The 26,805-nt window shown below is 61.6% G+C and carries 24 protein-coding genes and 1 tRNA gene; 20 read left to right on the top strand and 5 right to left on the bottom strand.

All coding sequences use genetic code 11. The features are described from left to right. Positions 1-4: 4 nt before the first annotated feature. The 3 genes from CCR96_RS19955 to map all read right to left on the bottom strand — a co-directional run bounded on the left by CCR96_RS19955 (position 5) and on the right by map (position 4,267). On the bottom strand, positions 5-670 hold the full coding sequence (locus tag CCR96_RS19955) for a hypothetical protein (protein ID WP_201222698.1): 666 nt from the start codon (positions 668-670) through the stop codon (positions 5-7). Positions 671-740: 70 nt separating this feature from the next. Continuing rightward, the gene (gene glnD, locus CCR96_RS19950; protein WP_201222696.1) at positions 741-3,407 is read right to left on the bottom strand and encodes a [protein-PII] uridylyltransferase; all 2,667 of its coding nucleotides are present in this window, start codon (positions 3,405-3,407) and stop codon (positions 741-743) included. Next, entirely contained in the window at positions 3,404-4,267 is an 864-nt protein-coding gene (gene map / locus CCR96_RS19945; protein ID WP_201222694.1) for a type I methionyl aminopeptidase, read from the bottom strand. The genes glnD and map overlap by 4 nt, the downstream gene beginning before the upstream one ends. A gap of 326 nt (positions 4,268-4,593) precedes the next feature. On the opposite strand from map, the gene rpsB reads away from it, so the two are divergent. From rpsB to CCR96_RS19850, 19 genes are all read left to right on the top strand, one after another. Continuing rightward, entirely contained in the window at positions 4,594-5,322 is a 729-nt protein-coding gene (gene rpsB / locus CCR96_RS19940; RefSeq protein WP_201222979.1) for a 30S ribosomal protein S2, read from the top strand. 80 nt (positions 5,323-5,402) lie between these two features. Continuing rightward, positions 5,403-6,290 (top strand): translation elongation factor Ts, encoded by an 888-nt coding sequence (gene tsf / locus CCR96_RS19935; protein WP_201222692.1) that lies wholly within the window; start codon positions 5,403-5,405, stop codon positions 6,288-6,290. 34 nt (positions 6,291-6,324) lie between these two features. Further along, entirely contained in the window at positions 6,325-7,053 is a 729-nt protein-coding gene (gene pyrH, locus CCR96_RS19930) for a UMP kinase (RefSeq protein WP_201222691.1), read from the top strand. Continuing rightward, positions 7,050-7,607, top strand: coding sequence for a ribosome recycling factor (gene frr / locus CCR96_RS19925; protein ID WP_201222690.1), 558 nt, complete (start codon positions 7,050-7,052; stop codon positions 7,605-7,607). Before pyrH ends, frr begins: the two co-directional genes overlap by 4 nt. Positions 7,608-7,663: 56 nt before the next feature. Beyond that, a complete protein-coding gene (gene uppS / locus CCR96_RS19920) occupies positions 7,664-8,440 on the top strand; it encodes a polyprenyl diphosphate synthase (protein WP_201222689.1) in 777 nt (258 codons plus the stop codon). Then, on the top strand, positions 8,430-9,284 hold the full coding sequence (locus CCR96_RS19915) for a phosphatidate cytidylyltransferase (RefSeq protein WP_201222683.1): 855 nt from the start codon (positions 8,430-8,432) through the stop codon (positions 9,282-9,284). Before uppS ends, CCR96_RS19915 begins: the two co-directional genes overlap by 11 nt. Before the next feature lie 13 nt (positions 9,285-9,297). After that, complete coding sequence (gene ispC / locus CCR96_RS19910; protein WP_201222681.1) at positions 9,298-10,485, top strand: 1-deoxy-D-xylulose-5-phosphate reductoisomerase; 1,188 nt, start codon at positions 9,298-9,300, stop codon at positions 10,483-10,485. 6 nt (positions 10,486-10,491) lie between these two features. After that, positions 10,492-11,856 (top strand): RIP metalloprotease RseP, encoded by a 1,365-nt coding sequence (gene rseP / locus CCR96_RS19905; protein WP_338035920.1) that lies wholly within the window; start codon positions 10,492-10,494, stop codon positions 11,854-11,856. 212 nt (positions 11,857-12,068) lie between these two features. Further along, positions 12,069-14,363 (top strand): outer membrane protein assembly factor BamA, encoded by a 2,295-nt coding sequence (gene bamA / locus CCR96_RS19900; RefSeq protein ID WP_207192027.1) that lies wholly within the window; start codon positions 12,069-12,071, stop codon positions 14,361-14,363. Between the two features lie 12 nt (positions 14,364-14,375). Beyond that, on the top strand, positions 14,376-14,891 hold the full coding sequence (locus CCR96_RS19895) for an OmpH/Skp family outer membrane protein (protein WP_201222678.1): 516 nt from the start codon (positions 14,376-14,378) through the stop codon (positions 14,889-14,891). Between the two features lie 51 nt (positions 14,892-14,942). Then, positions 14,943-15,986: a UDP-3-O-(3-hydroxymyristoyl)glucosamine N-acyltransferase gene (gene lpxD / locus CCR96_RS19890; protein WP_201222676.1), complete on the top strand. Its 1,044-nt coding sequence runs from the start codon at positions 14,943-14,945 to the stop codon at positions 15,984-15,986. 74 nt (positions 15,987-16,060) lie between these two features. Further along, positions 16,061-16,495, top strand: coding sequence for a 3-hydroxyacyl-ACP dehydratase FabZ (fabZ, locus tag CCR96_RS19885; RefSeq protein ID WP_200247476.1), 435 nt, complete (start codon positions 16,061-16,063; stop codon positions 16,493-16,495). 3 nt (positions 16,496-16,498) lie between these two features. Continuing rightward, positions 16,499-17,269 carry an acyl-ACP--UDP-N-acetylglucosamine O-acyltransferase gene (lpxA, locus tag CCR96_RS19880; RefSeq protein WP_201222674.1) on the top strand — a complete coding sequence of 257 codons (771 nt, stop codon included), beginning with the start codon at positions 16,499-16,501 and terminating at the stop codon, positions 17,267-17,269. A 15-nt stretch (positions 17,270-17,284) separates the two neighbouring features. Further along, a complete protein-coding gene (gene lpxB / locus CCR96_RS19875; protein ID WP_201222672.1) occupies positions 17,285-18,679 on the top strand; it encodes a lipid-A-disaccharide synthase in 1,395 nt (464 codons plus the stop codon). Then, positions 18,672-19,313, top strand: a complete 642-nt coding sequence (gene rnhB, locus CCR96_RS19870; RefSeq protein WP_201222665.1) for a ribonuclease HII — start codon at positions 18,672-18,674, stop codon at positions 19,311-19,313. Before lpxB ends, rnhB begins: the two co-directional genes overlap by 8 nt. Positions 19,314-19,411: 98 nt before the next feature. Continuing rightward, positions 19,412-20,140, top strand: coding sequence for a peroxiredoxin family protein (locus CCR96_RS24810; RefSeq protein WP_242519235.1), 729 nt, complete (start codon positions 19,412-19,414; stop codon positions 20,138-20,140). Positions 20,141-20,278: 138 nt separating this feature from the next. Further along, positions 20,279-21,043 carry a bifunctional 2-polyprenyl-6-hydroxyphenol methylase/3-demethylubiquinol 3-O-methyltransferase UbiG gene (gene ubiG / locus CCR96_RS19860; RefSeq protein ID WP_201222663.1) on the top strand — a complete coding sequence of 255 codons (765 nt, stop codon included), beginning with the start codon at positions 20,279-20,281 and terminating at the stop codon, positions 21,041-21,043. Continuing rightward, positions 21,040-21,651 carry an NAD(P)-dependent oxidoreductase gene (locus CCR96_RS19855; protein ID WP_201222661.1) on the top strand — a complete coding sequence of 204 codons (612 nt, stop codon included), beginning with the start codon at positions 21,040-21,042 and terminating at the stop codon, positions 21,649-21,651. The genes ubiG and CCR96_RS19855 overlap by 4 nt, the downstream gene beginning before the upstream one ends. Before the next feature lie 52 nt (positions 21,652-21,703). After that, positions 21,704-22,621, top strand: coding sequence for a CPBP family glutamic-type intramembrane protease (locus tag CCR96_RS19850; protein WP_201222659.1), 918 nt, complete (start codon positions 21,704-21,706; stop codon positions 22,619-22,621). Here the strand turns inward: CCR96_RS19850 and CCR96_RS19845 are convergent. Both CCR96_RS19845 and CCR96_RS19840 read right to left on the bottom strand, forming a co-directional pair. After that, positions 22,618-24,453, bottom strand: coding sequence for a cation:proton antiporter (locus CCR96_RS19845; protein ID WP_201222653.1), 1,836 nt, complete (start codon positions 24,451-24,453; stop codon positions 22,618-22,620). The genes CCR96_RS19850 and CCR96_RS19845 overlap by 4 nt on opposite strands. Positions 24,454-24,633: 180 nt before the next feature. Beyond that, complete coding sequence (locus CCR96_RS19840) at positions 24,634-26,001, bottom strand: phosphotransferase enzyme family protein (protein ID WP_201222650.1); 1,368 nt, start codon at positions 25,999-26,001, stop codon at positions 24,634-24,636. Positions 26,002-26,175: 174 nt separating this feature from the next. On the opposite strand from CCR96_RS19840, the gene CCR96_RS19835 reads away from it, so the two are divergent. Beyond that, positions 26,176-26,251 (top strand) — tRNA-Lys (locus CCR96_RS19835). Positions 26,252-26,805: the final 554 nt, after the last annotated feature.

The raw sequence follows: 26,805 nt of genomic DNA, 5'->3' as shown, positions 1-26,805 counted from the left end.
CCGGTCACCAACCCTTGTAATACCAGAGATTGTTCCAGTCTGAGGGTGTCTGGGGGCTGCTACCCTGGGCCGGCTGCTGGCTGCGGGATTCGAGACTGCCGCGGGCCAATGGGTCGGGTTCGGCTGAAGGCGGAGGCATAGGAGCCAAGGGGCTGAGCCAAGGGCCGCGATTGAGGTAAAGGCGGCGCTCGCTCTCGATCAGCTCGCGCCGCTCTTCTTGGTGTCGTCGCTGCAGCTCATGGCGCTCATCGCGCTTGGCGCTGCCAATCGGATCGAATGCGTCGATGCGCGCTTGATGCGCTGCCCGGCGTTGCTCATATAGGGCACGCCGCTGAGCGCGTACCTCCTCGAGCCAACGCGGCACCTGTGACTGTGGGCTGCTCGGCTCCGCTCGCCGCGGCTCGATAGCCAAGCCTGCGGCCGGCATGGGCGCAGGCCGGATGTAAGGCGCTGATCCGTTCGTCTGATACGGCGCTGCCTGAGGGACTGGCTGATAGGGGGGGCGAGTGATGCCTGGTTGCGAGGTATCGCCCTGTTCCAAGGGCTCGTTTTGCGCTGTTTGCACTCCCTGATCCGCGTTTGCAGAGCGATCTTCGCGTTCTGCGGCGCCACTCTGGCCGCTCGAGAACAGGGTGATGAACAGGAGTGTGAGCAGGCGTGTGATGGACATGATCGATCCGGAAAAAGGCATTGCCGTCAATGAGCTGTGATGCGTCTGCCGGATTTCAATAGCGAGAAGGTTAGCCACCCGGCGCCTGGTCAAGGCGGTCATGGACTTCCCGCCGCAGGCAGCTCAGGGTCTGCCCGCAGCGCACTGGGGTTCCATCTCGGGTGGCAATGAAGAAGACGTCTTCCACCTCGGCGCCGACCGTGGCGATTTTAGCCCCTTGCACCTGGATGTCACAGCCTTCGAACACGGCGCCGATCTCGGCGAGCAGGCCGGGTCGGTCACGCGTGGTGAGATGCATCAGCGTGCGTTGATTGGTCGCATCCTCGGTAAAACTGATGCGGGTTTCGATTGGGAAATAGCGCAGTTGACGCGGTAGCCGGCGGTTGACGCGTAGCTCGGCGTTTGGCGGTTGCTGGAGTTCGTGGCGCAGCTCATTTGCCAAATCGTCGCTGGGCTCGCCCTCGTCCAAGGGTTCATGGTCGCGTGTGAGCACTTGGAAGACGTTCAGCGCGATGTCGTCGTCGGTGGTCATGATGCGGGCGTTGACGATGTCGAGGTTGCGCTGATCGAGCAGGGCGGTGATCTGCACGAACAGGCTCTCGCGGTCCTGCGTGTAGATGAAGATCTCGGTACAACCGCGGTTTGGCAATAGGCGCAGACTGACGATCGGCAGCTCCTCGGGACTGGCGTCGAGGATGCGCTTGGTTTGCCAGGCGATCTCCTCCGGCTGGCTGGGTGCAAAGAAGTCGACCGAGAAGCGGAACCAGAGGTTGCGACAGTCCTCGGCCTCGACACCTTGGCGCGCGAGGATGCGCATGGCCTCGATCTGCTTTTGCTCGATCAGTACGTCCTGCGCTTGTGGATTGTCGAGTCCGCGGTCAAGGCAGCGCCGAGCGGCTTGATAGAGCTCGCGCAGCAAGGCGTCTTTCCAACTGCTCCAGCGCTTCGGATTGGTGCCGCGCACGTCGGCGACGGTGAGTAGGTAGAGGTAGTCGAGTCGGTTGATGTCGCCAACCTGCTCGGCGAAGGCTTGGATCACGGCCGGGTCTGAGATGTCTTTGCGCTGCGCGGTGACGGACATTAATAGATGGTGCTCGACCAGCCAGGCGACCAGCCGGCTATCGAACTCGCTGAGATAATGCAGCTGGCAGAAGTCCCAGGCGTCATGGGCGCCGAGCAGCGAATGATCGCCGCCGCGGCCTTTGCCGATGTCGTGGAAGAGACCAGCGAGATACAGGATCTCGAGCTTTGGGACTCGCCTCGCTACGGCGCTACACAGCGGAAGCTCGTTGTCGTGCTCGGGCACTGAGAAGCGGCGCAGATTGCGCAGCACCCGTAAGGTGTGCTCGTCGACGGTGTAGACGTGGAAGAGGTCGTACTGCATGCGTCCGACGATATTGGCAAACGCGGGGATGTAGGTAGCGAGCACGCCGTAGCGGTTCATGCGCCGCAGTGTTTGGGTGACCCCGCTCGGATGGCGCAGGATCTCCATGAATAGGCTGCGTGCGCGCACGTCTTCCCGGAAGTCGTCGTCGATTCGATGCCGGTTTTCGCGGATCAAGCGAATCGTCGAGGCGCGCACGCCGCGCAGGTTCGGGCGCAGCTGCAGCAGATGGAAGACCTCGAGCAGCGCGATCGGGCGCTGTCGAAAGACGCGCTCGTGGGTGACTTCCAGGTAACCGCCGCGGCTTTGGAAACGGCGATTGATGGGCTCCGGCGGGCCGATGCGATCCTGCAGCAAGATCGCCTCGCGGAACAGTTGCAGCAGCATCTCATTGAGTCGGTTCAGCTCCATCACCGTACGATAGTACTGCTGCATGAACTGCTCCACGGCGAGATTGTCGTTGTGGTCACGGTAGCCGAATTGGTCGGCGAGGGTGCGCTGATAGTCGAACAGCAGCCGGTCTTCGTGACGGCCGGTGAGCCGATGCAGCGCAAAGCGAATCCGCCACAGCAGGGCGCGGCCTTCGATTAGGGCGAGATGCTCGCTCTCGGTCAGGAAGCCATGCTCGACCAGCTCATGCAACGAGTCTGATCCGAAGTGACGCTTGGTCACCCAAGAGATCATCTGGATGTCGCGCAGCCCGCCTGGGTTCTCCTTGATGTTCGGCTCGAGGTTGTAGGCGGTCTCGCCATAGCGCCGCCAACGCTTGTGCTGCTCATCGATCTTGGCCTCGAAGAAGCGGTCGGTGGGCCAGAGTTGGTCTGGCGCGATGGCTGACTGTAGCTGATCGAAGAGCGCATAGCGTCCGGTGATGAAACGGGCCTCGATCAGATTGCTGATGACCGTCAGATCATCGGCCGCAGCGGTAGCGCACTCCGATAGGGTCCGGACCGAATGGCCGAGCTCGACACCGATATCCCAGAGGAAGGTCACGAGCTCGGTGAGTGGCCCTTGCAAGGACTCGAGCGAGTCTTCGTCGACGAGGATCAAGAGGTCGATATCGGATGCCGGATGCAGCTCAGCGCGGCCATAGCCACCAACGGCGATCAGGGCGCCCACGCTGGGCGCTGGCATGATGCGCTGCCAAGCACAGCGCAGCACCATGTCGACCAGCGCGGAGCGCGCGGCGAGCAGCTGGCCGACCGGGACCCCCTGTGCGTAGCTCTCAAACAGGCGCTCACGACCCTCCTTGAGGGTCTGCCGAAACCCCTTCAGGGCGCTGCCGGGATCGGCGCTGAGCAGCTCGGCCTCGCGCTCCAGCAGGTCGAATCCAGGCGTGCCCTCGGTTCTCATCCGGTGCCTGTGCGAAGCTGAGCCGGCGTTGCGCTGCCCGTGGCTGTTTCGACCGCCTGCTCGGGGCCTTGCTCGGCGTCTGACCCGGCGGCCTGCGCCAGCTCTTCCTGGCGCAGCGTTAAGACCTCGTGGCCGTCGTCGGTGATCAGGATGGTGTGCTCCCACTGTGCCGAGAGGGCGCGATCCTTGGTGACCACGGTCCAGCCATCGGGGAGGAGTTTGACCTGGCGTTTGCCGGCATTGACCATCGGCTCGATCGTGAAGCACATGCCCGCCTGCAGCCGGAGCCCGTCGCCTGGCTTGCCGTAATGGAGCACCTGCGGCTCTTCGTGGAATTCGCGTCCGATGCCATGACCGCAGTACTCGCGCACCACCGAGAAACGATGACGCTCGACAAAGGTCTGGATCGCATGACCGATGTCGCCAAGCGTGGCGCCTGGTCTTGCTGCGGCGATGCCGATACGCATCGCCTGTTGGGTGATCTCGACCAGTCTTCGGGCCAGCACTGTCGGCTCGCCGACGTAGAACATCTTGCTGGTGTCACCGTGGTAGCCGTCCTTGATGACGGTGATATCGATATTGACGATATCGCCCTTCTTCAGGCGCTTATTGCCAGGAATACCGTGGCAAACCTGATTGTTAACCGAGGTGCAGATCGAGCGGGGGAAGCCGCGATAGTTGAGCGGTGCAGGAATCGCATCGAGCTGGTTGACGATGAAGGCGTGGCAGATGCGGTCGAGCTCGTCGGTGGTAACGCCGGGCACCACGTGTGGCTCGATCATCTCGAGCACAGACGCTGCCAGCCGGCCCGCAACCCGCATCTTTTCGATTTCCTCGGCGCTCTTGATGGCAACACTCATAGGGTAAAAAGTCCCGCGATAGAGAATACTCGTGAAGAACGACGAGGGTCTTCTCGACGTCGCTGTGGTTTGCGACGATGAAACCCGCCATGGTATAAGACGCAGCGGAGTCGGGCAATCAACCTCAGTTCCGTTCTCCGTATTTATCCCAGATAGAGATGTCGCTGCCGGCGGCTATGGTCAAGGACCGATGGCTGCAGGGCGTGACAATCAAAATACGCCACACACGTGCCGACACATGATGCTGGGTGCCTCATAAGAGGTTGCATCATGGGGTGCGTGGAGGCCCAACCCAACACGAGTACAGGTTCATGAGCGACGTATCGATGCGGGATATGCTGCAGGCCGGTGTCCATTTCGGCCATCAGACCCGTTACTGGAACCCGAAGATGGCGGCCTACATCTTTGGGCAGCGGAACAAGATCCATATCGTCAACCTGGAGCGCACCCTGCCGCTCTATCAGGAGGCGATGGGTTATCTGGGCAAGCTTGCGGCGAATGGTGGCAAGGTCCTGTTCGTCGGCACCAAGCGGGCGGCGCAAGACGCAATCCGTGAGGAAGCGACGCGCTGCAACATGCCCTTCGTGAATCATCGTTGGCTCGGCGGCATGCTGACCAACTTCAAGACCGTTAAGCAGTCGATTGCGCGGCTCAAAGAGCTCGAGGTGATGTTCGAAGACGGCAGCATCGAGCGCTTCGGTAAGAAGGAGCAGCTCACCCTGCGCCGCGAACTGGACAAGCTCGAGCTGAGCCTTGGCGGCATCAAGAACATGAACGGTCTGCCTGATGCCTTATTCGTGGTCGACGTCGGTCACGAGAAGATCGCCGTCAACGAGGCCAACAAGCTTGGCGTGCCAGTGGTCGGCGTTGTCGATACCAACAACGATCCGAGCCATGTCGACTATGTGATCCCTGGCAACGACGACGCGATCCGTGCCGTCCGGCTCTACATCGAAGGCGCCGCCTCGGCCATCCTCGACGGGCGTCAGACGGCGGCGGCGATGGCCGGCGGTCGCGACCTTGCCGACGAGCCCGAGGCTGCCGCTGCAGGCTGAACGATCGGATTCAGATCGAATCTTGCCCGAGCGCGCTGCGCGACTGTCTCGGGCTTCAATCAATTTTGTTGGAGTGACTCATGGCGATTTCAGCCGCACTGGTCAAGGAGCTGCGCGAGCGTACCGGCGCCGGCATGATGGAATGCAAAAAGGCGTTGGTCGAGACGAATGGCGATATTGAGGCTGCCATCGAGGCGATGCGCAAGTCGGGGCAGGCAAAGGCTGCGAAGAAGGCCGGGCGGGTTGCCGCTGACGGCGTCGCGGAGCTCCGTATCGCCGATAACGGCAGCACCGCTGTCGTGGTCGAGGTCAATAGCGAGACCGACTTTGTGGCCAAGGACGAGCATTTTGCTGGGTTCGCTGCCGCAGTCGCCGAGACGGCGCTGACCAGCGGTGTAACGGGTGAGGTCGCACTCGCGGCTCAGCCGTTGGCAGGCGGCTCCGGAGAGACCGTCGAGGAGGCGCGGCAGGCGCTGATCGCCAAGATCGGCGAGAATGTTGCTGTGCGTCGCATGCAGCGTTTCGATGCCCCCGAAGGCGACCTGTACAGCTACAGGCATGGCGTGCGTATCGCCGTGTTGGTCGAGATGCTCGGCGGCGATGAGACCCTTGGGCGCGATATTGCGATGCACATCGCAGCGTCGAGCCCGCTTTGTGTCTCGGCCGAACAGGTTCCGGCTGATGCGCTCGCAAAGGAGCGCGAGATCTTCCAGGCTCAGGCCCTCGAGAGTGGCAAACCGGCCAACATCATCGATAAGATCACTGAAGGGCGGATGCGGAAGTATCTCGAAGAGGTGACCCTGCTCGGCCAGGCCTTCGTCAAGGACCCTGATACCCAGGTCGGCGATCTGCTCAAGGCGCGTGGCGCCGAGGTCAAGCGGTTCGTGCGGATGGAGGTCGGCGAGGGGGTCGAGAAGAAGGTGGAAAACTTCGCTGAAGAGGTTAAGGCCCAAGCGGGTCAGGTCTAGGGCAACCATTAATCCAACGCTTAAGGATCGGAACGTGCCGCAGACACCCTATCGGCGTATCCTGTTGAAGCTGAGCGGCGAGGCGCTGCTCGGCGATGAGTCCTGCGGTATCGACCCGAAGTTGTTGGGACGTCTCGCCGATGACATTGCCGATCTAGCGCGCCAAGGGGTACAGCTGGCGTTGGTCATCGGCGGCGGAAACATCTTTCGTGGCGCGGCCCTCGCTGCTGAGGGCATGGACCGCGTGACCGGCGATCACATGGGGATGTTGGCGACGCTGATGAATGCGCTCGCGATGCAGGATGCACTCGAGCGCCGCTCGGTGCCAACCCGAGTGATGTCGGCACTGAAGGTCAATCAGGTCTGCGAAGACTATATTCGCCGGCGTGCGCTGCGGCATCTGGAGAAGGGGCTCGTGACCATCTTTGCCGCTGGCACCGGCAACCCCTTCTTTACGACTGACTCAGCCGCAAGCTTGCGTGCGGTTGAGATCGGCGCTGATCTCCTGGTCAAGGCGACCAAGGTCGATGGCGTCTTTTCGGACGACCCGATGACGAATCCGAACGCAACCTTCTACAAGCGATTGACCTATGATCAGGCCATCGCCGAACGGCTCAAGGTGATGGACACAACGGCCATCGTCCTCTGCCGTGACAATGGAATCCCGCTGCGCATCTTGAACATTTATGAGGCCGGCGCGCTTGCCCGAGTGGCGGCGGGTGAGGATATTGGCTCGCTGGTCGTGACTGGGAATCAACAATGATCGACGACATCAAGAAAGACGCGGCAGATCGGATGTCCAAGAGCGCTGAGGCATTGCGTCACGAACTCGCGAAGATCCGAACCGGACGCGCCCATCCGTCGTTGCTGGATCACTTGAAGGTGAGCTATTACGGCTCCGACGTGCCCATCAATCAGGTTGCGAACGTCGCCGTTGAGGATGCACGCACGCTGACCGTGACGCCCTGGGAGCGCAACATGGTGCAAGCGGTTGAGAAGGCGATCATCCAGTCGGACCTCGGCGTCAACCCGAATAGCGCTGGCACTGTGATCCGTGTGCCGATGCCTGCACTCACAGAAGAACGGCGCCGTGACTTGCAGCGCATCGCTCGGGGAGAAGCGGAACAGGCACGTGTTGCGGTGCGTAATATTCGTCGCGACGCTAATCACGAGCTGAAGGAACTGGTCAAGGAAAAGCTCATCTCTGAAGATGACGAGCGGCGCGGACAAGAGATTGTTCAAAAACTGACCGATCAGTTCGTTAAAGAGGTCGATCAGATTTTGGAGGAGAAAGAGCAGGATCTGATGGCGATTTGAGTGCGGCCACTGTTCCGCATCTCTGGTTGCTGCCTTGTGAAGCTCGCTGATCACTGATGATCCTAGCGCCCGTCGTCGATCGTGAAGGAGTCCCGTTCAAGGTGCCTCATCATGTCGCTATCATCATGGATGGCAACGGGCGATGGGCGCGGCAACGTGGCTTGCCCAGGACTCAGGGCCACCGCGCTGGGGCTAAGAGCGTTCGCGCTGTGGTCGAACAGAGCCTGCGCAGCGGCGTGAAGATCCTCACCCTGTTTGCGTTTAGCAGCGAGAATTGGCGGCGGCCAAAATCTGAGGTCAGCACCTTGCTTGAACTCTTCATGAGTACCCTGAGGGCTGAGGTGAGTCGCCTGGCGGAGCACGGCGTGAAGCTCCGCTTCATTGGTGATCTATCCGCGTTCTCGGACAGGCTGCAACGTCAGTTGGCTGCGGCCGAGGCGGCGACCCGCGAAGGCGATGCCTTGCTGCTTCAGGTGGCCGCGAACTATGGCGGCCGCTGGGATATTGCGCAGTCGGTCCGCGCCCTGGCCCGAGAGGTGTCTGCCGGGCGACTTGAGCCGGACGCGATTGATGAGAAGCGCATCGAGTCCCGCCTCTGCACAGCCGGACTACCTGAGCCCGATCTGTTCATCCGCACCGGCGGTGAGAAGCGCATCAGTAACTTTCTGCTGTGGCAGTCGGCCTACGCCGAGTTTTATTTCTCAGATCTGATGTGGCCCGAGTTTGATGCCGATGCCTTTGGTGCTGCGCTGAAGGATTTCGGGCGTCGTCAGCGACGCTTTGGCCTCACCAGTGAACAGGTCACCGAACTGGCCAAAGTCTATGGCGTCTGATCGTGCTGGTTGGTGGACGCCCGCGTTGCGTGCTCGGGTTTTGACCGCGCTCCTGCTAGCGCCCTTGGTGATGGTCGGCGTGCTGCTGTTGCCCACGGCTTGGGTGGCGCTGTTGATGGCGCTGTTTGTCGCCATGGGCGCTTGGGAATGGTCGGCGCTGGCGGGGTTCGATGCGCGGGCGGTGCGCGCTGGCTATGTGGCGCTGACGCTGGCCTGCCTGCTCTTCCTCTGGCTGGCTGCAGCCACTCAGTTCGATAGCTTTATCCTGGCCGCTGCCGCACTCTGGTGGTTGGTGCTCTCGGTGCGGCTGGTCTCGATTGAGCGCATCGATCAACCAACGCAGATCGAGCCGGTGCTGTTGCTGTTGGGTCTCTTGGTGCTGGTGGCGCCTTGGCTGGCGTTGGTGCAGTTGCACCGACTCCCAGACAACGGCCCGGGCGTTGCGCTGGGTTTGCTGATGCTGATCTGGATCGCGGATTCTGCTGCCTATTTTGGTGGGCGGCGCTTCGGCCGCGCAAAGTTGTCCGCTCTGCTCAGTCCCGGCAAGACGCGTGCTGGCGTCTATGCCGGCTTGGCTGCCGCGGTTGTCTGGGGTGCGGTCGTTGCGATTCTGCTTGGCTTGTCGGCAGTGAAGATGTTGCTTCTCGTGCTGATCTGTGTCCTGACCGCGGTGATGTCGGTGGTTGGCGATCTGTTCGAGAGCTTGCTGAAGCGGCGGCGTGGAATCAAAGATGCCGGCGCCCTATTGCCCGGCCATGGCGGCATACTGGATCGCATCGACAGTCTGACAGCAGCGGCTCCGATCTTTGCGCTAGGCTACATCTGGCTCATCGGCGGGCAATGATGGAGGAGAGGCTATGATCGGTATCACGGTGCTCGGTTCGACCGGCTCTATTGGCGTCAGTACGCTCGATGTCGTGCTGCGGCATCCAGATCGTTTTCGGGTGGTGGCGCTGAGCGCGCACCGCAACGTCGAGCGCATGGCCGAGCAATGCCGACGCGTAGAGCCTGACTATGCGGTGATGGTCGATGCCTCGGCCGCAGTCGCGTTGCGTGAGCGGCTCGCGGACATGTCCCGGCCGCCCGAGGTCCTTGCGGGTGCCGAGTCGTTGAACAGCGTTGCCGCGTTGCCCGAGGCCGATTATGTGATGGCGGCCATCGTTGGCGCGGCAGGTCTGCCGTCGACGTTGGCGGCGACCCGTGCTGGTAAGCGCGTCTTGCTGGCGAACAAGGAGGCGCTGGTGGTGGCCGGGGACATCATGATGCGGGCGGTGGCGGAGAGCAACGCTTTACTTCTGCCGATCGATAGCGAACACAACGCGATCTTTCAGTGCATGCCGCCCAGCTTTGCCGATGGACTCGGCAACTGTGGCGTCGAGCGCATCCTACTGACCGCCTCGGGTGGGCCGTTCCGTGATGCCGCGCCTGAGTCGCTGGCGGCAGTGACGCCGGATCAGGCCTGCGCCCATCCGAATTGGCAGATGGGACGCAAGATCTCGGTGGATTCCGCGACCATGATGAATAAAGGCCTGGAGATCATCGAGGCCTGCTGGCTGTTCAATACCTCACCGGCCAAGATTCAGGTCGTAGTGCATCCGCAGAGCGTGATCCACTCGATGGTGCAGTACTCCGACGGCTCGGTCTTGGCCCAGCTCGGAAATCCGGATATGCGAACGCCGATTGCGCACGCCCTGGCTTGGCCGGAGCGGATGGCCTCTGGTGTCGAGCCGCTGGACCTGTTTATGACCGCTCAGCTTGATTTCGAACCGCCGGCGCTGGACCGCTTTCCCTGTCTCGCATTGGCGTACCGGGCCGCGGGCGAGGGTGGTACCGCTCCGGTGGTGCTGAACGCCGCCAATGAGGTTGCGGTGGCTGGTTTCCTGGCCGAGCGGATCGGTTTCACCCAGATCGCGACGCTGGTCGAGCGCACCATGGACCAGCTGCCGGCCGTGCCGGTGGGTGCCAACGGTCTCGAGCAGGTGCTTGCAGTCGATGCTCGGGCGCGTGAGATTGCGGAACAAAGCCTGCTCGAGATGGTCGCTTAACCCATCATGATGGACCTGCTCCTCAAGCTTGGCGCCTTTCTAGTCGCCATCATTGTCCTGGTCACCGTGCACGAATTTGGGCACTTCTGGGTTGCGCGTCGGCTCGGTGTCAAGGTTCTGCGGTTCTCGATTGGCTTCGGGCGTCCGCTGCTGACCTGGCGCCGGCGCGCCGATCCGACCGAGTACGTCATCGCGGCGATACCGGCCGGTGGTTATGTCAAGATGCTTGACGAGCGAGAAGAGCCCGTGCCTGAGGCCGAGTTGGGGCAAGCCTTTAATCGGCAAAAGCTCTGGGTGCGCTCGGCCATCGTCGTCGCCGGTCCAGCGTTCAATTTCCTGTTCGCCTTTCTGCTCTACTGGCTGCTGTTCATGGTGGGGCAGTCGGGCCTAAAGCCTGAGATTGGCGAGGTGGCGCCGCAAAGCATTGCTGCTAAGGCGGGCTTCGAGTCCGGAGATCTGGTGCTTGAGGTTGATGAGCGTCCGACGCCGACCTGGAACGCCGTCTGGCTCACGACCCTGTCCGAAGGGATCGGTGGGGACGACCTCAGCATCCGTATCCGGCGCCCTGATGGCAGCGAACAGGTTCATGTGCTAGACGGCGACCTGCTTGCCGATCTCGAGCCTGGCCAGGGCTTTCTCGATGCGATTGGTCTGCAACGCGCATCACCCTTGATTCCTGCCGTCATCGGCGAGCTGGTCCCCGGCGAGCCGGCAGCGGAGGCGGGATTGAAGATCGGCGATCAGGTGCTGCAAGTCGATGGCGTTGAGATGAGCGATTGGCAGGCGCTGGTCGAGACGGTGCAGGCGCACCCTGATCAGGTCTTGCGTCTCTTGATCCAGCGCGGGGCAGAGCGCTTGACGCTCTCGATCCGCCCACGGTCGGTCGAGGTCGACGGTGGGCAGAGTGGGCGCATCGGCGCGGGTGTCCAATTCCCCGACGAGTTGCTCGCCGAGCAAGAGGTCTGGGTCTCTTACGGACCTGTCGAGGCCATTGGCCAGGCTGCGCGGCGGGTGGTCGATGTGTCGGTCTTGACCCTTCAGATCGTCGGCAAGATGCTGGTCGGTAAGGCTTCGGTCGAGAACATCAGCAGCCCCATCGGTATCGCCAATGCAGCGGGTCAGACCGCGAGCTACGGTTTGTCTTCGTTCGTTCAGTTCCTCGCCCTACTGAGCGTGAGTCTCGGCTTGATCAACCTGTTCCCGATCCCGGTGCTCGATGGCGGTCATCTCCTCTACTTCGCGATCGAAGGCGCGATCGGCCGCCCCTTGTCTGAGGCGGTGCAGGAGCAGGGCCAACGCATCGGCATTGCGTTGCTGATCTCACTGATGGCGCTGGCCTTCTACGTCGATATCGCACGGTTTCTGAGTTGATCCCCCGGTGTGATCTCGCTGGGCTGATTTGGGTAAATCCCTTATACTCGAGCGCTTTGTAGGCGTTGGGTCTTGTCGGTCGCCATCAGCTGCTTTGATCGCGTCATGCAAGCCTGACCTTGCCGACCCTAAAGAATCGTTCAAAGAATCGTTCGTTTCCTGTCCAGGAGGTCAATGTGACGTCGTCTCGCGCTATCAGCGCAGTAGGCCGATTGAGGGCAGCGGTTTTCGCCTTGCTGTTCCTCGCCGTCGGCGTCCAGGCCGCTGAATTCGAGGTTGCCGATATTCGCGTCGAGGGTCTCCAGCGTATCGCTGCTGGGACGATCTTCAACTACCTGCCGGTGCAAGTCGGGGATCGGGTGAGCGACGGCATTACTGGCAATATCATCCGCTCGCTCTATTCGACCGGTTTCTTCAGTGATGTCAAAGTCGAGCGCGAAGGTGATGTGCTCATTGTCGTGGTGCGCGAGCGCCCGGCCATCGCGCAGATCGACATCTCTGGTAACAAATCCCTGAAGACCGACCAGCTCAAGCAGGGGCTCGAGGAGATCGGCCTCGCCGAGGGTCGGGTATTCAATCCAGCCATGCTGGATCGCATCGAGCAGGAGCTACGTCGGCAGTATTTCGGTGCCGGCAAGTATGGCGTCGACATCGAATCCACGGTCTCTCCGCTCGAACGCAACCGGGTGGGGGTCAGGATCGCGATCACTGAAGGCCGGACCGCGCGCATCAAGCAGATCAATATCATCGGTAACGAGGCCTTTGATGACAAAGAGTTACTGAAGCAGTTCGAGCTAGGTACGACTCGGTGGTACTCGTTCTATACCAAGAACGACCAGTATTCGAAGCAGAAGTTGGGTGGTGATCTCGAGGATCTGCGTTCCTTCTATCTCGATCGCGGCTACGTCAATTTCCAGATCACCTCGACCCAAGTCTCGATCAGCCCGGATAAGGACGGCATGTACGTCACCATCGCTGTCGAAGAGGGTGATGTCTATCGGGTCAAAGACATCAAGCTCGCGGGTGAGTCTTCGGTGCCGACCGAGCAGCTATTTCCGTTAATCCACCTGCGTCGCGGTGAAGACTTCTCTCGCATCAAGGCGACCGAGAGCGCGGAGCGGATCTCGGAATTGTTGGGCAGTGAGGGCTATGCCTTTGCCAACGTCAACGCAGTGCCAGAAATCGATGAAGAGAACAAGGAGGTCACCATTACCTTTTTTGTCGATCCCGGCAAGCGTGTCTACGTCCGTCGGATCAACATGGAAGGCAACACACGCACCCGTGACGTCGTCTTGCGGCGCGAGATGCGCCAGCTGGAGCGGGCCTGGTTCTCTACAGAGCTGGTCAAACGCTCGCGCGAGCGCCTGCAGCGACTCGGCTACTTTGAAGATGTCACGCTCGAAACACCAGCTGTGCCCGGCCTCGCCGATCAGGTGGATGTGGATGTGACGGTGAAGGAAAGGCCCTCTGGCAACCTGCTCGCTGGCGTTGGCTTTTCGCAGTCGCAGGGCATCTTGTTCAATGCCAGTGTGACCCAGAATAACTTTCTTGGTACGGGCAAGCGTGTCTCGTTGGCGTTGAATACGAGTCGCAGCTCGCAACTCTATCGGCTGGCCTACACGAACCCCTATTATACGGTCGACGGCATTAGCCGAGGCTTTGATCTGAGTTACAGGGCAACCAATTTCGACGATCTGACTGGCGCTGATTATACGACCGACGTTGGCGTTGCTGAGATCAACTTTGGCGTGCCGATCTCCGATAACAGCCGAGCCGGCCTCGGATTTCGCTATCAGTATACGCACTTCTTTCCCGGTGGAGCCTCGCCACTGGCGCAGGACTTCGTGCTGGACAATGGCGAGAAATTCAATGATTTCTTTGTCACTGCAAGCTATACCAAAGACAGCCGCGATTCGGCCATCTTTCCCAATCGCGGCACGCTGCAGCGCGTATTTGGCGAGATTGCGATCCCGGGCAGCGATCTTCAGTACTATCGGCTGAATGTCCAGGGTCGACAGTACATCCCACTGACGCGCCGTTTTACCTTTGCTGCGAAGGGCGATATCGGCTATGGCGCCGGCTATGGGGATACCGCGCAATTGCCGTTCTTCGAGAATTTCTACGCGGGTGGCCCACAGTCGGTGCGCGGCTACGACGCCTACTCGCTCGGTCCGCGCGAGATTGGCGGGAATGAGGACCCGGTCGGCGGCAACCTAAAGCTCACCGGCTCGCTAGAGGTCTATGCGCCGCCACCGATCGGCGGTCGCTTTGAGAATACCGTTCGCCTCGGCGCTTTCTTTGACTTCGGCAATGTCTGGTGGACCGAGTCCGACCCATTGGTCACGCCAACCGGCTTCGACCTTGGCGAGCTGCGCTACTCGACGGGTGTCTCGTTTGCGTGGCTCTCGCCCGTGGGTGCCCTATCTTTGAGCCTGGCCTATCCGATCAATTCGACGGATCAGGACGAGACCCAAGTCTTTCAATTCTCTTTCGGCCAGGCCTTCTAGAGCCGAATCGCCATGTTGAAACAACGCTGGATAACTTCCGCCTTCTTGTTGCTACTCGCCGGCCCGGTGCTGGCTGACGAGCCCTTCCGTATTGCGGTGATTGACCCGAATCGGATCGTTGAGGAGTCGCCTCAGTACGAGGCCGCGCGCAATCTGCTGAGCGCAGAGGCGCAGGAGCGCGAGGCGGAACTGACCTCGCAGCAGGAAGATATCGCCCGCTTGGAGACGCGCCTCGAGCGTGATGGCGCCTTGATGCGCGCCGACGAAGCCACGCGGCTACGCAATGATATTCGCGCTCGCGAGCGTCGGCTGCGCTATGCGCAGGAGGAGCTGCAGGCGGACTTCGCGCTGCGCCAGAGTGATCTGCGCACGAAGCTGGTGCAACAGGTCGAAGAGGTTGTTGAGCAGGTCGCAAAGGACAAAGGCTTCGACCTGATCTTGAGTGAAGGGGTAGTCTATACGAGTCCGCGCGCCGATATCTCAGACGAGGTGATCGCCCGCTTGAAAGAGGTGTTTGAGAAGCGCTGAGACCGCCCGTGCGGTGCTCGCCTCGTATGACGCCTCGAGACTGCCAAGACGATGCTGCTGACTGAGCTTGCAATTCGAATCGGGGCCGAGTTGAGCGATCCCGGCGCCACCATCGAGATCAATGATGTCTGTGCGCTGACCGATGCAAAACCTTCCGCTGTCACCTACGTCAGCGCTGAGAAGTTTCGTCATGCGCTGCGCGAGACTACTGCGGGGGCCGTCATTGTGACGCCTGCCTTGGCGGCGGAAGCGCCCTGTGCTTGCCTGCTGGTCGACAATCCGGTGTTGGCATTTGCGCGTGCTGCCGAGCTGCTGCATCCGCGCAGCCGCGCGCCCGCCGGGTGCCATCCGAGCGCCGTGATTGCGGCAGGCGCCGAGGTCCACCCGTCTGCCTCCATCGGCGCGCTCTGTGTCATCGAGGAAGGGGTGCGGATTGCAGCGGGGGTTGAGATCGGACCTCACTGCGTGATTCAGCGCGATAGCCTCATCGGCGCCGAGACGCGTTTGGTGGCTTCAGTGACCGTCTGCGAGCGGTCGATCATCGGCAAACGTGTACTATTGCACCCTGGTGCGGTCATCGGTCGCGAAGGATTCGGTTTCGCCCGTGACGGCGAGCGCTGGATTCGGGTGCCGCAGATCGGGCGCGTGCGTCTTGGCGACGATGTGGAGGTTGGCACCAACAGTGCCGTGGATCGTGGCGCCATCGGTGAGACGGTAGTCGGCGATGGGGTTAAGATCGACAATCTGATTCAGATTGGGCACAACGTCGAGATTGGTGACCATACGGCAATGGCGGCTTGTTCCGGGATTTCGGGCTCGACGCGGATTGGCAAGGGCTGCACCATCGCAGGCGCCGTCGGTATGGCCGGGCACCTCGAGATCGGCGACGATGTGCACTTCACGGGCATGGCGATGGTGACCCGATCATTTGAGCAGCCCGGAACCTACAGCAGTGGAATCCCAGCCATGCCAAGTGCGGATTGGCGACGTAACATCGCTCGATTTCGGCATCTCGACGCGATGGCCAAGCGCTTGCGGCGGCTTGAGGAGCGGGTGGCCGAGCTGCAGAAGGCTCAGCGCGACCAAACAGACTGAGCAAGAGCGAGTAAGGTGATGAGACAGCGTGATGTTGGCGTGCAGTCGGCTCTCTGGAGGTAGTCTTGATTAACATGGATATCCATAAGGTGCTCAGCCTGCTGCCGCACCGCTATCCGTTTCTATTGGTCGATCGCGTGGTGCTGTTCAAGCCCAATGAGCAACTGATCGGCTTGAAGAACGTGACCTTCAATGAGCCTTATTTTGCCGGTCATTTCCCGGTGCGTCCGGTGATGCCGGGGGTATTGATTATCGAGGCTCTGGCCCAGGCGACTGGGCTGCTAGCGATGGAGTCGCGACCAGAGGAGGTCGGCGAGAAGTCGCTTTACTACTTCGTCGGCATTGACAAGGCGCGCTTCAAACGTCCGGTCGAGCCCGGCGATCAACTCTTCCTCGACGTCCAAATCCGTAACGTCAAGCGCGGCATCTGGAAGTTCTCCGGTGAGGCGCGCGTCGATGATCGCATGGTCGCGAGCGCTGAGATCATGTGCACAGCGCGGGACTTCTGAGCCTTGATCCATCCAACCGCGGTCGTCGATCCGTCGGCGCAATTGGAGTCAGACGTCGAGGTTGGACCCTATGCCATCATCGGTGCCGATGTCAGCATTGGCCGCGGTACCCGAATTGGCCCCCATGCCGTCGTGCGCGGGCCGACGGTCATCGGTCGAGACAACCGGATCTTTCAGTTTGCGTCGGTTGGCGAAGACCCGCAGGACAAGAAGTATGGTGGTGAGCCGACGGCCTTGACCCTGGGCGACCGCAATGTGGTCCGCGAGTCAGCGACCATCCATCGCGGCACCATTCAGGGCTATGGCGAGACCCGTATCGGCAATGACAACCTGTTCATGGCCTATACCCATGTCGCGCATGATTGCATCATTGGCGACCAGGTGATCATGGCCAACGCCGCCTCCCTTGGCGGCCATGTGGTGATCGAAGACTGGGCCATCCTCGGTGGCTTCACCATCGTGCATCAGTTCTGTCGTATCGGTGCGCATAGTTTTAGCGCGATGGGTTCGGTGATCGGCAAGGATGTGCCGCCCTATATCACCATCGACGGTCATCCTGCGGTGCCGCGCGGCATCAATAGCGAGGGTCTCAAGCGCCGACAGTTCTCGACCGAGCAGATCAGCGCCATTCGGCGCGCCTACCGGTTGCTGTATCTGTCGAATCTCAAGCTCGAGGAGGCGGCACAGGCGCTCGATGAACTCGCTGAGACAGAGCCCCTAGTCGCAGCGATGACCGCGTTCCTCAGTGCGAGTGCGCGCAGTATCGTGCGTTGATCTGATCGCTTCATCGTGCCAACGCTCGCTGCGAGCCGCCCCCATCCGCTGATCGGCATCGTCGCCAACGAACCCTCTGGCGATCAACTTGGTGCGCTGCTGATCAGGGCGTTGCGCGAGCGGCGTCCGGAGCTGCGCTTCGTTGGTGTTGCCGGTCCGAAGATGCTCGCGGCGGGGTGCGAGACCCTGTTGCCGATGGAACGGCTCTCGGTCATGGGACTGGTCGAGGTGGCCAAGGTGCTACCGGATCTGCTGCGAGCGCGCCGCGATCTCGTGCACAGGTTGCAACTGCTGAATCCACTGCTGGTGGTTGGTGTCGACGCGCCAGACTTCAACCTTGGCCTGGAGCGCCGCTTGCGCGCTCGAGGTATCCCAAGCGTGCATCTGGTGAGCCCAACGGTCTGGGCCTGGCGCCCTGGGCGGGTGAAGCAGATCCGGCGCTCGGTTGATCTGATGCTGAGCATCTTTCCATTTGAGGCTGACTTCCTGCGCGAGCATCGGGTGCCGGTCACCTATATTGGTCATCCGCTCGCCGATGATTTTCCGCTGCAACCAGATCGCGAGGCGGCGCGTCGCGCGCTCGGCATCAGCATCGATTCGCCAGCTGCCGTCGCCAGTGACCCGATGCCTGTGGTGCAAGCGGTTGAGGTACAGGCGGGTTTGCCGAATGCGCCTAGCGTGGAGGATTCAGGAGCGGCGGTGCCAATGGCGACAGTGGTGGCACCAAAAGCGATCAAGCCCTCGGCGAGCAAGCCACAGGCGAGTGGGCTACCCACGCGCAAGTCTCGCGAGGAGCTTACCACCGCGCTCATCGCGATCCTTCCCGGCAGCCGACGCAGCGAGGTCGAGCTGCTTGGGCGGCCGATGCTGGAGACTGCGACCTGGTGTCATCGCCGGCGTCCAGGGCTTCGCTTCATCGCCCCGATGGTCTCGGAGGCGCTTCTCCAACGCTTCGAGACGATGCGCTGCGAGATTGCGCCGCAACTCCCGCTCAAGGTGATCAGTGGCCAAAGTCGTGAGGCCATGGCTGCCGCGGATCTAGTGCTGACCGCTTCAGGAACCGCAACATTGGAGGCGCTGCTCGCGAAGCGGCCGATGCTGGTCGCCTATCGACTGCATCCTATGACCTATTGGCTGGTGACCCGACTGCGGCTGATCAAGGTCCGCTATGCGGCCATGGCCAATCTCTTGGTCGGGCGAGCGTTGGCACCTGAGTTTCTTCAAGATCGCTGTCGCGCCGATCTCATGGGGCCGGCCGTGCTCGACTTGCTCGACGATGCCGAGCGCCGTACCGAGATCGAAGCCGCCTATCGGCAGATCCATCTTGAGCTGCGGCAACATGCCGCGCACCGCGCCGCCGAGGCCATCCTAGCGCTGGCCGACCGCTCTGAACGTCCTCGTCATGCTTGACTCACAACGACCACAACCCATCCCGAGCCTGCGTGTCGCGGGTGTCGATGAGGCGGGACGTGGTCCACTCGCGGGGCCGGTCTGTGCCGCAGCCGTGATTCTTGATCCGGCGAATACCCCACCTGGAATCGCCGACTCAAAGCTGCTCTCAGCGACGCGGCGCGAGGCACTGGCGATTGCGATTGAGGATGCCGCGATTGCTTGGGCGGTGGCCTTTGTCAAGGTCGCCGAGATCGACCGCATCAATATCCTGCAAGCCTCGTTGCTGGCGATGCGCCGCGCGCTCGATGCGTTGGCGGTGGCGCCAACGCTGGCGTTGATTGACGGTAACCGCTGTCCCGAGGGGCTCAGTTGTCAATCCCAAGCTGTGGTGCGAGGAGATCGCACTTTGATATCCATCGGTGCCGCCTCAATCTTGGCCAAGGTGGCCCGAGACCAGGAGATGCGGCGGCTCGATCAATGCCATCCCGGCTATGGTTTCGCCCAGCACAAGGGCTATTGCACCAAGGCACACATCGAGGCGCTAGATCGGCTCGGCCCCTGTATCGAACACCGCCGCAGCTTCGCTCCGGTACGCATCCGGCTAGAGAATAGTGTCTCGTCCGCAGTCTCGCGGGGCCCTGCCATCGGCTGACCTGTCTTGCTAGCCGCATCCTGGGGCGAACTCGCCATGAAGGTCGCGTACAGAGAGCCGATGTACTGTCGATCCACATCAAGACCGAGAAGACCAGCATGCAACCAGCCTCCAACAGCGCGAGCCCGAACAGCCTCCTGCCGACCAAGCCACTCTCGAGCAACCAGCTTTCGATCGACACACCGCTGAAGCGTCCACTCCGCACGGGGCCGCTCCTCAAGAGCCTGGGGCGAGGCCAGGTGACACCGACGCAGGAGCCCCGAGTCAGCCGAAGCCGCTCGCTGGTGGTGCTCAGCCGCAAACCGGCATTCGGCATCGGCACCTTCATCCTCAGTGCACTTCTGCTCATCCTAGCACCCGCAGCCATGGCCGCAGAGCCTGGTGCGCTCCTGACGCCGTTGCCGGATCAGCCTGATGCGCCCGCTTTCGAGCTGGTCGGGCCTGATGAAAGGGTCTACCGGCTTGCTGACTTCAAGGGCCAACCGCTGATCGTCAACTTCTGGGCCACCTGGTGCCCACCTTGTCGTGCCGAAATGCCTTCGATGCAACGCGCCTGGGAGCAGATCGAAGCAGAGGGCATTGGCATGATTGCGATCAATGTGGGTGAGGACGTGGAGACGGTGCAGGCTTTCTTGGAGCAGGTCCCGGTGAGCTTTCCACTGCCACTCGATACCGACTCTAAGGTCACCCAGCGCTGGCCCATGCGCGGACTGCCGACGACCTTCGTCGTCGCGCCGGACGGACGGTTAGTCTATAAGGCCACCGGCGAGCGTGAATGGGACGACCCTGCGCTGTTAGAGCAGGTGCGCGCACTAAAGGTGGAGTGATCGTTGCCCGGGTTGCAATTCTCAGCGGCAAACACGACCTTTGACACCACGATGATCCGCCCAGGCGTGTGCGCAGACCCGCGGACATCGGCATCGCGCAACCGGGCAGTGATACCAAGCATGGAGATTTAAAATACTATGTCGGCGGTCCATCTGAGTGCTCCTGACATCGACCCGAAAGAGGTCGCCTACTTTGAAGGCTTGGCGCATCGCTGGTGGGATGAGCAGGGCCCGTTTTGGCCGCTGCATCGGCTGAACCGCTTCCGGGCCGACTACATACGCGCACAGCTGTGTCGGGTCTTCGCCCGCAGTGCGACGGCTAAGCAGCCACTCGAGGGGCTAGACATCCTCGACATCGGCTGCGGCGGCGGCATTCTCAGCGAATCCATGGCGCGGCTCGGCGCACGCGTCACCGGCATCGAGATCACCGACAAGAACATCCGGGTCTCGCAGATCCATGCCGCCTGGAGCGGTCTCGACATCGACTATCGGCTGGCGACCGCGCGGCAGCTGGTCGATGAAGGCAAGACCTTCGATGCCGTGATGAATATGGAGGTGGTTGAGCACGTTGATGATCTACCCGGCTTCTTGGCCGACTGCGCGCAGCTGGTGCGTCCTGGTGGCGTGATGGTGGTGGCCACCATCAACCGCACCCCGCTCGCTTGGCTGATGGCGATCATTGGCGCCGAGCGGATCATGGGTTGGCTGCCCAAGGGCACCCATCATTACCGCAAGCTGGTCAAACCCGATGAGCTGATGGACGGGCTTGGCGAGCAGTTGGTGCCGATCGATCGCACCGGCGTGCGCGTGAGTCCCTTCACCCGTGCGTTCAGCTTCACCAGCTCAATGGCGGTGAACTATATGATGCTTTTCCGACGCAACGCTGAGGCAAGCGAACAATGAAGATCGCGCTCTTTGGTGCCACCGGCGGAACCGGTCAGCAGGTGCTCAGCCAGGGGCTTGCCAAGGGCTATGCCTTTCGCGTGTTGGCGCGCTCGCCCGATAAGCTGCAGCCGGCGGACGCTGTCGAGGTCATCGCTGGGGACGTCCTTGACCCCGCTGCAGTCGAGCGCTGCCTGACTGGAACCGATGCGGTGATCTGCGTGCTCGGCAGTCATGGCAGCGCGGCGCCTGTCGAGGCCGAAGGTAGCGAGCAGATCATCGCCGGCATGCAGCGTCTTGGGATCAAGCGGTTGATCGCGGTGACCTCGATGGGCGTCGGCGACAGTTGTGATCAGGTGCCGGCCTTCTTTCGCGTGATCATGCAATTGACGCTGAAGAAGATCATGGCGGCGAAAGAGGTGCAGGAGCAGTTGATCCGCGACAGCGGCCTCGACTGGATCATCGTGCGCCCAGGTGGACTCACCGATGGCCCGGCGACGGGGGCCTATCTGAGCGGCACGGACAAGTCGATCAAGGCCACCCGTGTCTCACGTGCCGATGTGGCGGACTTTGTGCTGCAGCAACTGCTCGATGATCGCTACCTGCGGCAGACGCCAGCGGTTAGTTGAGCAGATGCATGATGCGTCTGGGTCTGGGTCTGGGTCTGGGTCTGGATATGCGTTGCGCACCACCCTAATCTTCTTTTGCTATCTGTTCATCGCGCTGCTGCTCGCGGCGGCCTTGACCTATCCACTGATGCAGACCGGCTGGATCGGCTACGAGCCGCAGCGGGTCATGGGGCGGCTCGCGCAGCTGTTCATCTTGCTCGGGCTCTGGCCGTTCCTCTGGCTGATGGGAGTCGCCAATCGGCAAGCGCTGGGCGTTGCACCGGCGCGTGCTGATCTGCTGCGAGCGATTTGGGGTGGTTGGCTGCTCGGCGTCGCCATCCTCGGCGCTCTCGTGCTCGCGGAACTCTACCTTGGCGTGCGCATCCCTGACCTCGACGGTTTGCACCCGCTCAGCCTGCTCGAGAAGACCATGGCGGCGCTGATCGGTGGGCTGCTGATCGGCCTGCTCGAAGAGCTGTTCTTTCGCGGCGCGCTCTATTCCGCCATTCGTCGACGCGCGAGCGTTGGGGCCGCTGCGGTCGGCTCGGCCGCGCTCTATGCGCTGGTGCATTTTCTCAAACCGCACGCACTGCCGCCGGGCGTCGTCTTCGATTGGGCTGGCACTTGGAGCATGTTTCTGCATGTCTTCGTAAGCCTGTTCCAGTGGCAGCATCTGGATTCACTGGTGGCCTTGTTCAGCGCCGGCCTCTTCCTCGCCCTAGTGCGCGAGCGTAGCGGGCATATCGGCTGGAGTATCGGTCTGCATGCCGGCTGGGTGTTCGTGATTCAGCTCACACGCCGCGTCACCGATGGCGATGATGCCTCATCACTCGCCTTTCTCGCCGGCCAATACGACGGCGTGATCGGCTGGCTGGCCGCGGTTTGGATCGGGCTCTTGGCCTGGGGCTATTGGCAGGTGACAACCTGGCAAGCCAGGCGTCAGCGAGGTCGCAATCGCCACAGCGAGCCGGTTGATGGTGCGCAGTCTTAGGGTTGCGATTGCGGTGCTTGAGCCTCGGGGGCATCCCGCTCACAACGCTGCTTGCAGCCGTACCAGAGTACGCGTTGCCCCGGGCCCGCCTTTAAGGGTTTATCGGCCTCGATCAGGCTGACCTCGTTGTCAGTATCGATCACCAGCAGTGGGATCGCATCCTTCGGCAGCGAGGCCTTCATCGCCTCAAGATCAAAGCTTTCGGTGATACGGGTGCCGTGGAAGCCCCAGCCTTGGTACCAGTGGCGCTGCAGATCCTCATAGTGCACCTCGCTTGAGAAGGCGACGCGCCCGCGCGCCGCCGGCGCTGGCCGCCGCGTTTCTGCAGCCTCGCTCGCTGCCAGTTGGAACACCTTTTGGGTGCCCAGTTCAGGTGCAAAGTGGGCGCAGACCAAGGCGTTGTAGGCATCGTTATTGCTGGCGGCGAGTAGGTTCGCATAGGCGCCGAGCTCGAGCGCGTACTCAGCGTGCTCCGAGAGCACTTCCCCAAAATAGACGGTGACGCCGGCAAGCCGCGCGCCACGCAGTCGATGCCAAGCATTGTCGACCACGATCACGGGCACTTCACGCTCATGCAGGGCCTTGGCCAAGCCATTGCTCCAGGCGGTGGCGCCGGCAATGATCAGGCCGCCGCGACGCTGAGCACTCAGGTCCAGCCGCCGCGCCATCCAGCCCAGACTGAAGCCGTGCAGGACCACCGTCAGCAGGATCATCGTGAACACCAACGGCAGCAACTGCTCCGCGCCTGGGAAGCCGCGCTCGGCCAACGCCGGCCCAAAGACACCAGCAACGGCTGCGGCCACCACGCCACGCGGCGCGATCCAGCCCACCAGCGCACGTTCCTGCCAAGGCATGCCCGCGCCGATGGTGCTGATCCAGACCGCGGCCGGGCGGACCAGAAAGATCACCGTGACCACCAGTGCACCGCTGCGCCAATCCATGGCCGCCATGATCTGTGGGTCCAGATCTGCCGTGAGCAGCAGGAAGACCCCAGAAACCAGCAGGATGCTGATGTATTCCTTGAAGCGCCGGATCTCGCCCATGCTTGGCAGGTTCATATTACCGAGCACGATCCCGAGCACCGTCGCCGCAATCAGGCCAGCCTCCTCGAGCACCAGGTTGGCCAGCGTATAGACGCCGATTGCGGTCACCAGCGCGATCGCACCCTTGAGGTATTCTGGCACCTTGCCGGCCAAGAAGGCGCGTCCCAACAGCCAACCACTCAAGCCACCAAGCAACAGCGCCGAAGCGACACCGATCGCCATCTGCAAGAGGGCCTCGTCCAATGGGGGCGGAGTGCTGCCAGAGCCGGCCACATAGTCGAACAACACCACCACGAGCAGGGCGCCGATCGGGTCGTTGACGATGCCCTCCCACTTGAGATAAGAGGCAGGGCGTCGCTTCAGCCGCGCCTGGCGCAGTAGCGGCAAGATCACCGTGGGGCCAGTCACGACCATGATCACAGCGAAGATCAGCGCGACCGCCCAGGATAGGCCGCCGATCCAATGTGCGGCGGCGGCCGTGAGCCCAAGGCTCAAGGCGACGGCAATGGTCACCAAGCGATTGACGCCCGAAGCCGCCTGCTTCAGCTCACCAAACTGCAACGACAAGCCGCCCTCGAACAGGATCGCTGCCACGGCGAGATTGATCAGTGGCTGATAGGCGTCACCGAGCGCCTCGCTTGGCCGGAAGATCCCCAACACCGGGCCGATCAGCAGCCCGCTGAGGCTGAGTAAGATGATCGCTGGGATCTGCAGTCGCCAGCCGATCCATTGCGCGGCGATACCGATGACCATCAGCAGCGCCAGGATCTCGGTCAGATGATGCGTCATCGAAATCTCCCGGTTGAAACCGCCCCGGTCAGGGGATCATGCCGCAGGGAAGAGCCGTCACCTCGTCCAGGCAGCGTTCACCCGGCTTGACCGGGCGTTGATTGAAACATTGAATGGTCATCGCGGTGGCATGCTCGGCTAGCCACAAGGTTAGGTTCAAGGTTAGGTGCAAGGCTAGGCTCAAGCGAAGCAGTCGTGGATGATCTTCTCGATGGCCTCGTGCTTGGTCTCGATGTCCTCAACCAGTGCTAGCTGAATCAGGGTCTTGTCCAGGTTCTGCCGCGGGCTGGTGACGCGGAAGTAGCGATCACCCTCGAGATAGTCGGTCAAGAAGCGGATGGCCAGCTCGAGCGGGATCAGCCGGATCGCAGGATAGAGGAGGGCGACGGCAGCGCGGTCGAACAGCGGCGCGGCAAACTCTGCATAGCCGCTCAGCAGCGCCCGGCAGATGCTGAGGTCGAAGAGCACGCTCGCCTCGCCTTGTGCGCCATGGCTCACCCGTTGCGTCGTGCCGCGCGGGCTAGGGCCAATGCTAGAGCTAGAGCTATGGCCAGGAGCATCAACGCTCAGGCTTGGAATGCCGCTGCCGTTTGGGCGAGCAGCGACGCTGCGGTTGCAACAGGAGCGCAGACAATCGGCGATGTCCTGGTGCAACAGCCCAGGTTGTACGGTATCCAGATCAATCAGGCACAGGGCACGATCCTCGTTCCGCGCAAATAAGACGTTGTCGAGCTTTGGGTCGCCATGTGTCACGTAGGACGCGAGCACGCCATCTGCCTGCGCCTGTTGTAGTAGCGGGATCGAAGCCGCTCGAGCCTCAATCTGCCGCAGTGCCGCCGTCACCTCAGCGTCTACCTGGCGTAAAATGCAGTCGCCAAGTCGCGTCTGGTGATGAGCCTGTTGCCCAGCGTCGCCATCCCGCGTCGGATGACGCACTCGCGCGCCAGCATTGGCCTGGCTACCGATTCCGGCGGTCCTTTCGGTTTCGGTAGATTCGGTGAGATTGGCCACCTTGGTCGAACTGACCACTGCGTCAAGACTCGCCTTGTAGCGGGGGGTATCATGTAGTTCAGGCAGCGTGAGCGCCAAATGACTTGGGTCGAGCTTGGCCAGTGCGGCATGAAAGCGCCCGAGGGCGCGGCCAACCTCGGCGGCCTGCTCAAGATTCTCCAAGGGCTTGATGACGCGACTGTTGTCCACATACTCCAGCAGCCGCCAGGCCTGACCATCGGCGTCTCGCAGCGTCGCCTCACCACTGGTCGCAGGAATCAGCCGCGGCAAGCGCACATCGATATGCTCATGGGTGCAAAGCCAGTCCTGCACCCGCAGGATATTGTCCGCAATGGCATTGGCATTTGCGAAGATGGCGCCATTGATACGCTGCAGAACAAAGCGCTGAGCAGCAGTCTCCACCAAACGCGTCTCGTTGATGAGCCCCGCGCCAAGGGGGCTCAACCGCAAACGCGACTCGCCGACCAGAAACCGCCGCGCCATATCCTCCGCAACCGCATCTTCGCCTCGACGGTAATTGCCCGACCGATCGTCCATCATGTTGTCCCCGACCTCCCCAAGCCGCCTCTCCCGTGGCGGCAAGAGCCCGGGACCAGAAGGCGAGTCCGCTCGGCTAACTGCTTGAACCGACCACCCGCTTACCGACTGAAGTCTAGCAACTTTCAGTCGGACGCTTCATGAGGTATGATACCGGGATAGAGTTACTCCAAAGCGCCCTTAGCTCAGTTGGTAGAGCATCTGACTTTTAATCAGGTGGTCGTGCGTTCGAGTCGCACAGGGCGCACCAAGCAAATCAAGCGCTTACGGTAAACCGGAGCGCTTTTTTGATGCCTGGAGGGAGCGCTTGGCACACTCACGGCACACTCAGAACAACAATACACAATAAAAAACCAAAAAAAATTCTCAGTATGTCAGCGTAAAACCCACCATCTCCCACCACTGAAAAATTCAAACAGTTGTTGGGCCGCGCTAACCCCTTGATTCTTCGTCCGCGCCGCTAACCCCTTGATTCTTCGTCCGCGCACCCTCCGCGCACCCTCGCACTCGGCGCCATGTCCCGCGCATCCTCGCGCGCCTGATCCTGCGCGAACTGTGCCACGCGACACACCGCGAGCGCTCCCGTCGCTACGAAATCTCCAGCGACCAGGTGAAAACCCACCATAACCCACCACTTGGGCCATTTTGGGTCTTTTTTGCTATATAAAACAATGGGTTATAGCGTTGTGGGTTTCGATCGCCAAACCCACCACTAACCCACCATTTTTTGCCGTTCTGGGCGTGTGCCGCGCTCCTTCGTCGCTCAGCACGGATGTCAAGGGTTCTCAAAAAACGCCGTTTCGC

The sequence above is a fragment of the Halochromatium roseum genome (assembly GCF_016653315.1).
Lineage (GTDB): Bacteria > Pseudomonadota > Gammaproteobacteria > Chromatiales > Chromatiaceae > Lamprobacter > Lamprobacter roseus.
This window is presented reverse-complemented; position numbering and strand designations above follow the sequence as displayed.

What these genes read in the sequence shown, in the direction of transcription:
- rpsB (WP_201222979.1), top strand. Translation starts at nt 4,594, where the DNA reads ATGCGGGATATGCTGCAGGCCGGTGTCCATTTCGGCCATCAGACCCGT.
- fabZ (WP_200247476.1), top strand. Translation starts at nt 16,061, where the DNA reads ATGGATATCCATAAGGTGCTCAGCCTGCTGCCGCACCGCTATCCGTTT.
- CCR96_RS19840 (WP_201222650.1), bottom strand. Translation starts at nt 26,001, where the DNA reads ATGGACGATCGGTCGGGCAATTACCGTCGAGGCGAAGATGCGGTTGCG.
- frr (WP_201222690.1), top strand. Translation starts at nt 7,050, where the DNA reads ATGATCGACGACATCAAGAAAGACGCGGCAGATCGGATGTCCAAGAGC.
- CCR96_RS24810 (WP_242519235.1), top strand. Translation starts at nt 19,412, where the DNA reads ATGCAACCAGCCTCCAACAGCGCGAGCCCGAACAGCCTCCTGCCGACC.
- uppS (WP_201222689.1), top strand. Translation starts at nt 7,664, where the DNA reads ATGATCCTAGCGCCCGTCGTCGATCGTGAAGGAGTCCCGTTCAAGGTG.
- ispC (WP_201222681.1), top strand. Translation starts at nt 9,298, where the DNA reads ATGATCGGTATCACGGTGCTCGGTTCGACCGGCTCTATTGGCGTCAGT.
- CCR96_RS19895 (WP_201222678.1), top strand. Translation starts at nt 14,376, where the DNA reads ATGTTGAAACAACGCTGGATAACTTCCGCCTTCTTGTTGCTACTCGCC.
- glnD (WP_201222696.1), bottom strand. Translation starts at nt 3,407, where the DNA reads ATGAGAACCGAGGGCACGCCTGGATTCGACCTGCTGGAGCGCGAGGCC.
- lpxD (WP_201222676.1), top strand. Translation starts at nt 14,943, where the DNA reads ATGCTGCTGACTGAGCTTGCAATTCGAATCGGGGCCGAGTTGAGCGAT.
- CCR96_RS19855 (WP_201222661.1), top strand. Translation starts at nt 21,040, where the DNA reads ATGAAGATCGCGCTCTTTGGTGCCACCGGCGGAACCGGTCAGCAGGTG.
- CCR96_RS19955 (WP_201222698.1), bottom strand. Translation starts at nt 670, where the DNA reads ATGTCCATCACACGCCTGCTCACACTCCTGTTCATCACCCTGTTCTCG.
- ubiG (WP_201222663.1), top strand. Translation starts at nt 20,279, where the DNA reads ATGTCGGCGGTCCATCTGAGTGCTCCTGACATCGACCCGAAAGAGGTC.
- rseP (WP_338035920.1), top strand. Translation starts at nt 10,492, where the DNA reads ATGATGGACCTGCTCCTCAAGCTTGGCGCCTTTCTAGTCGCCATCATT.
- CCR96_RS19845 (WP_201222653.1), bottom strand. Translation starts at nt 24,453, where the DNA reads ATGACGCATCATCTGACCGAGATCCTGGCGCTGCTGATGGTCATCGGT.
- map (WP_201222694.1), bottom strand. Translation starts at nt 4,267, where the DNA reads ATGAGTGTTGCCATCAAGAGCGCCGAGGAAATCGAAAAGATGCGGGTT.
- tsf (WP_201222692.1), top strand. Translation starts at nt 5,403, where the DNA reads ATGGCGATTTCAGCCGCACTGGTCAAGGAGCTGCGCGAGCGTACCGGC.
- CCR96_RS19915 (WP_201222683.1), top strand. Translation starts at nt 8,430, where the DNA reads ATGGCGTCTGATCGTGCTGGTTGGTGGACGCCCGCGTTGCGTGCTCGG.
- rnhB (WP_201222665.1), top strand. Translation starts at nt 18,672, where the DNA reads ATGCTTGACTCACAACGACCACAACCCATCCCGAGCCTGCGTGTCGCG.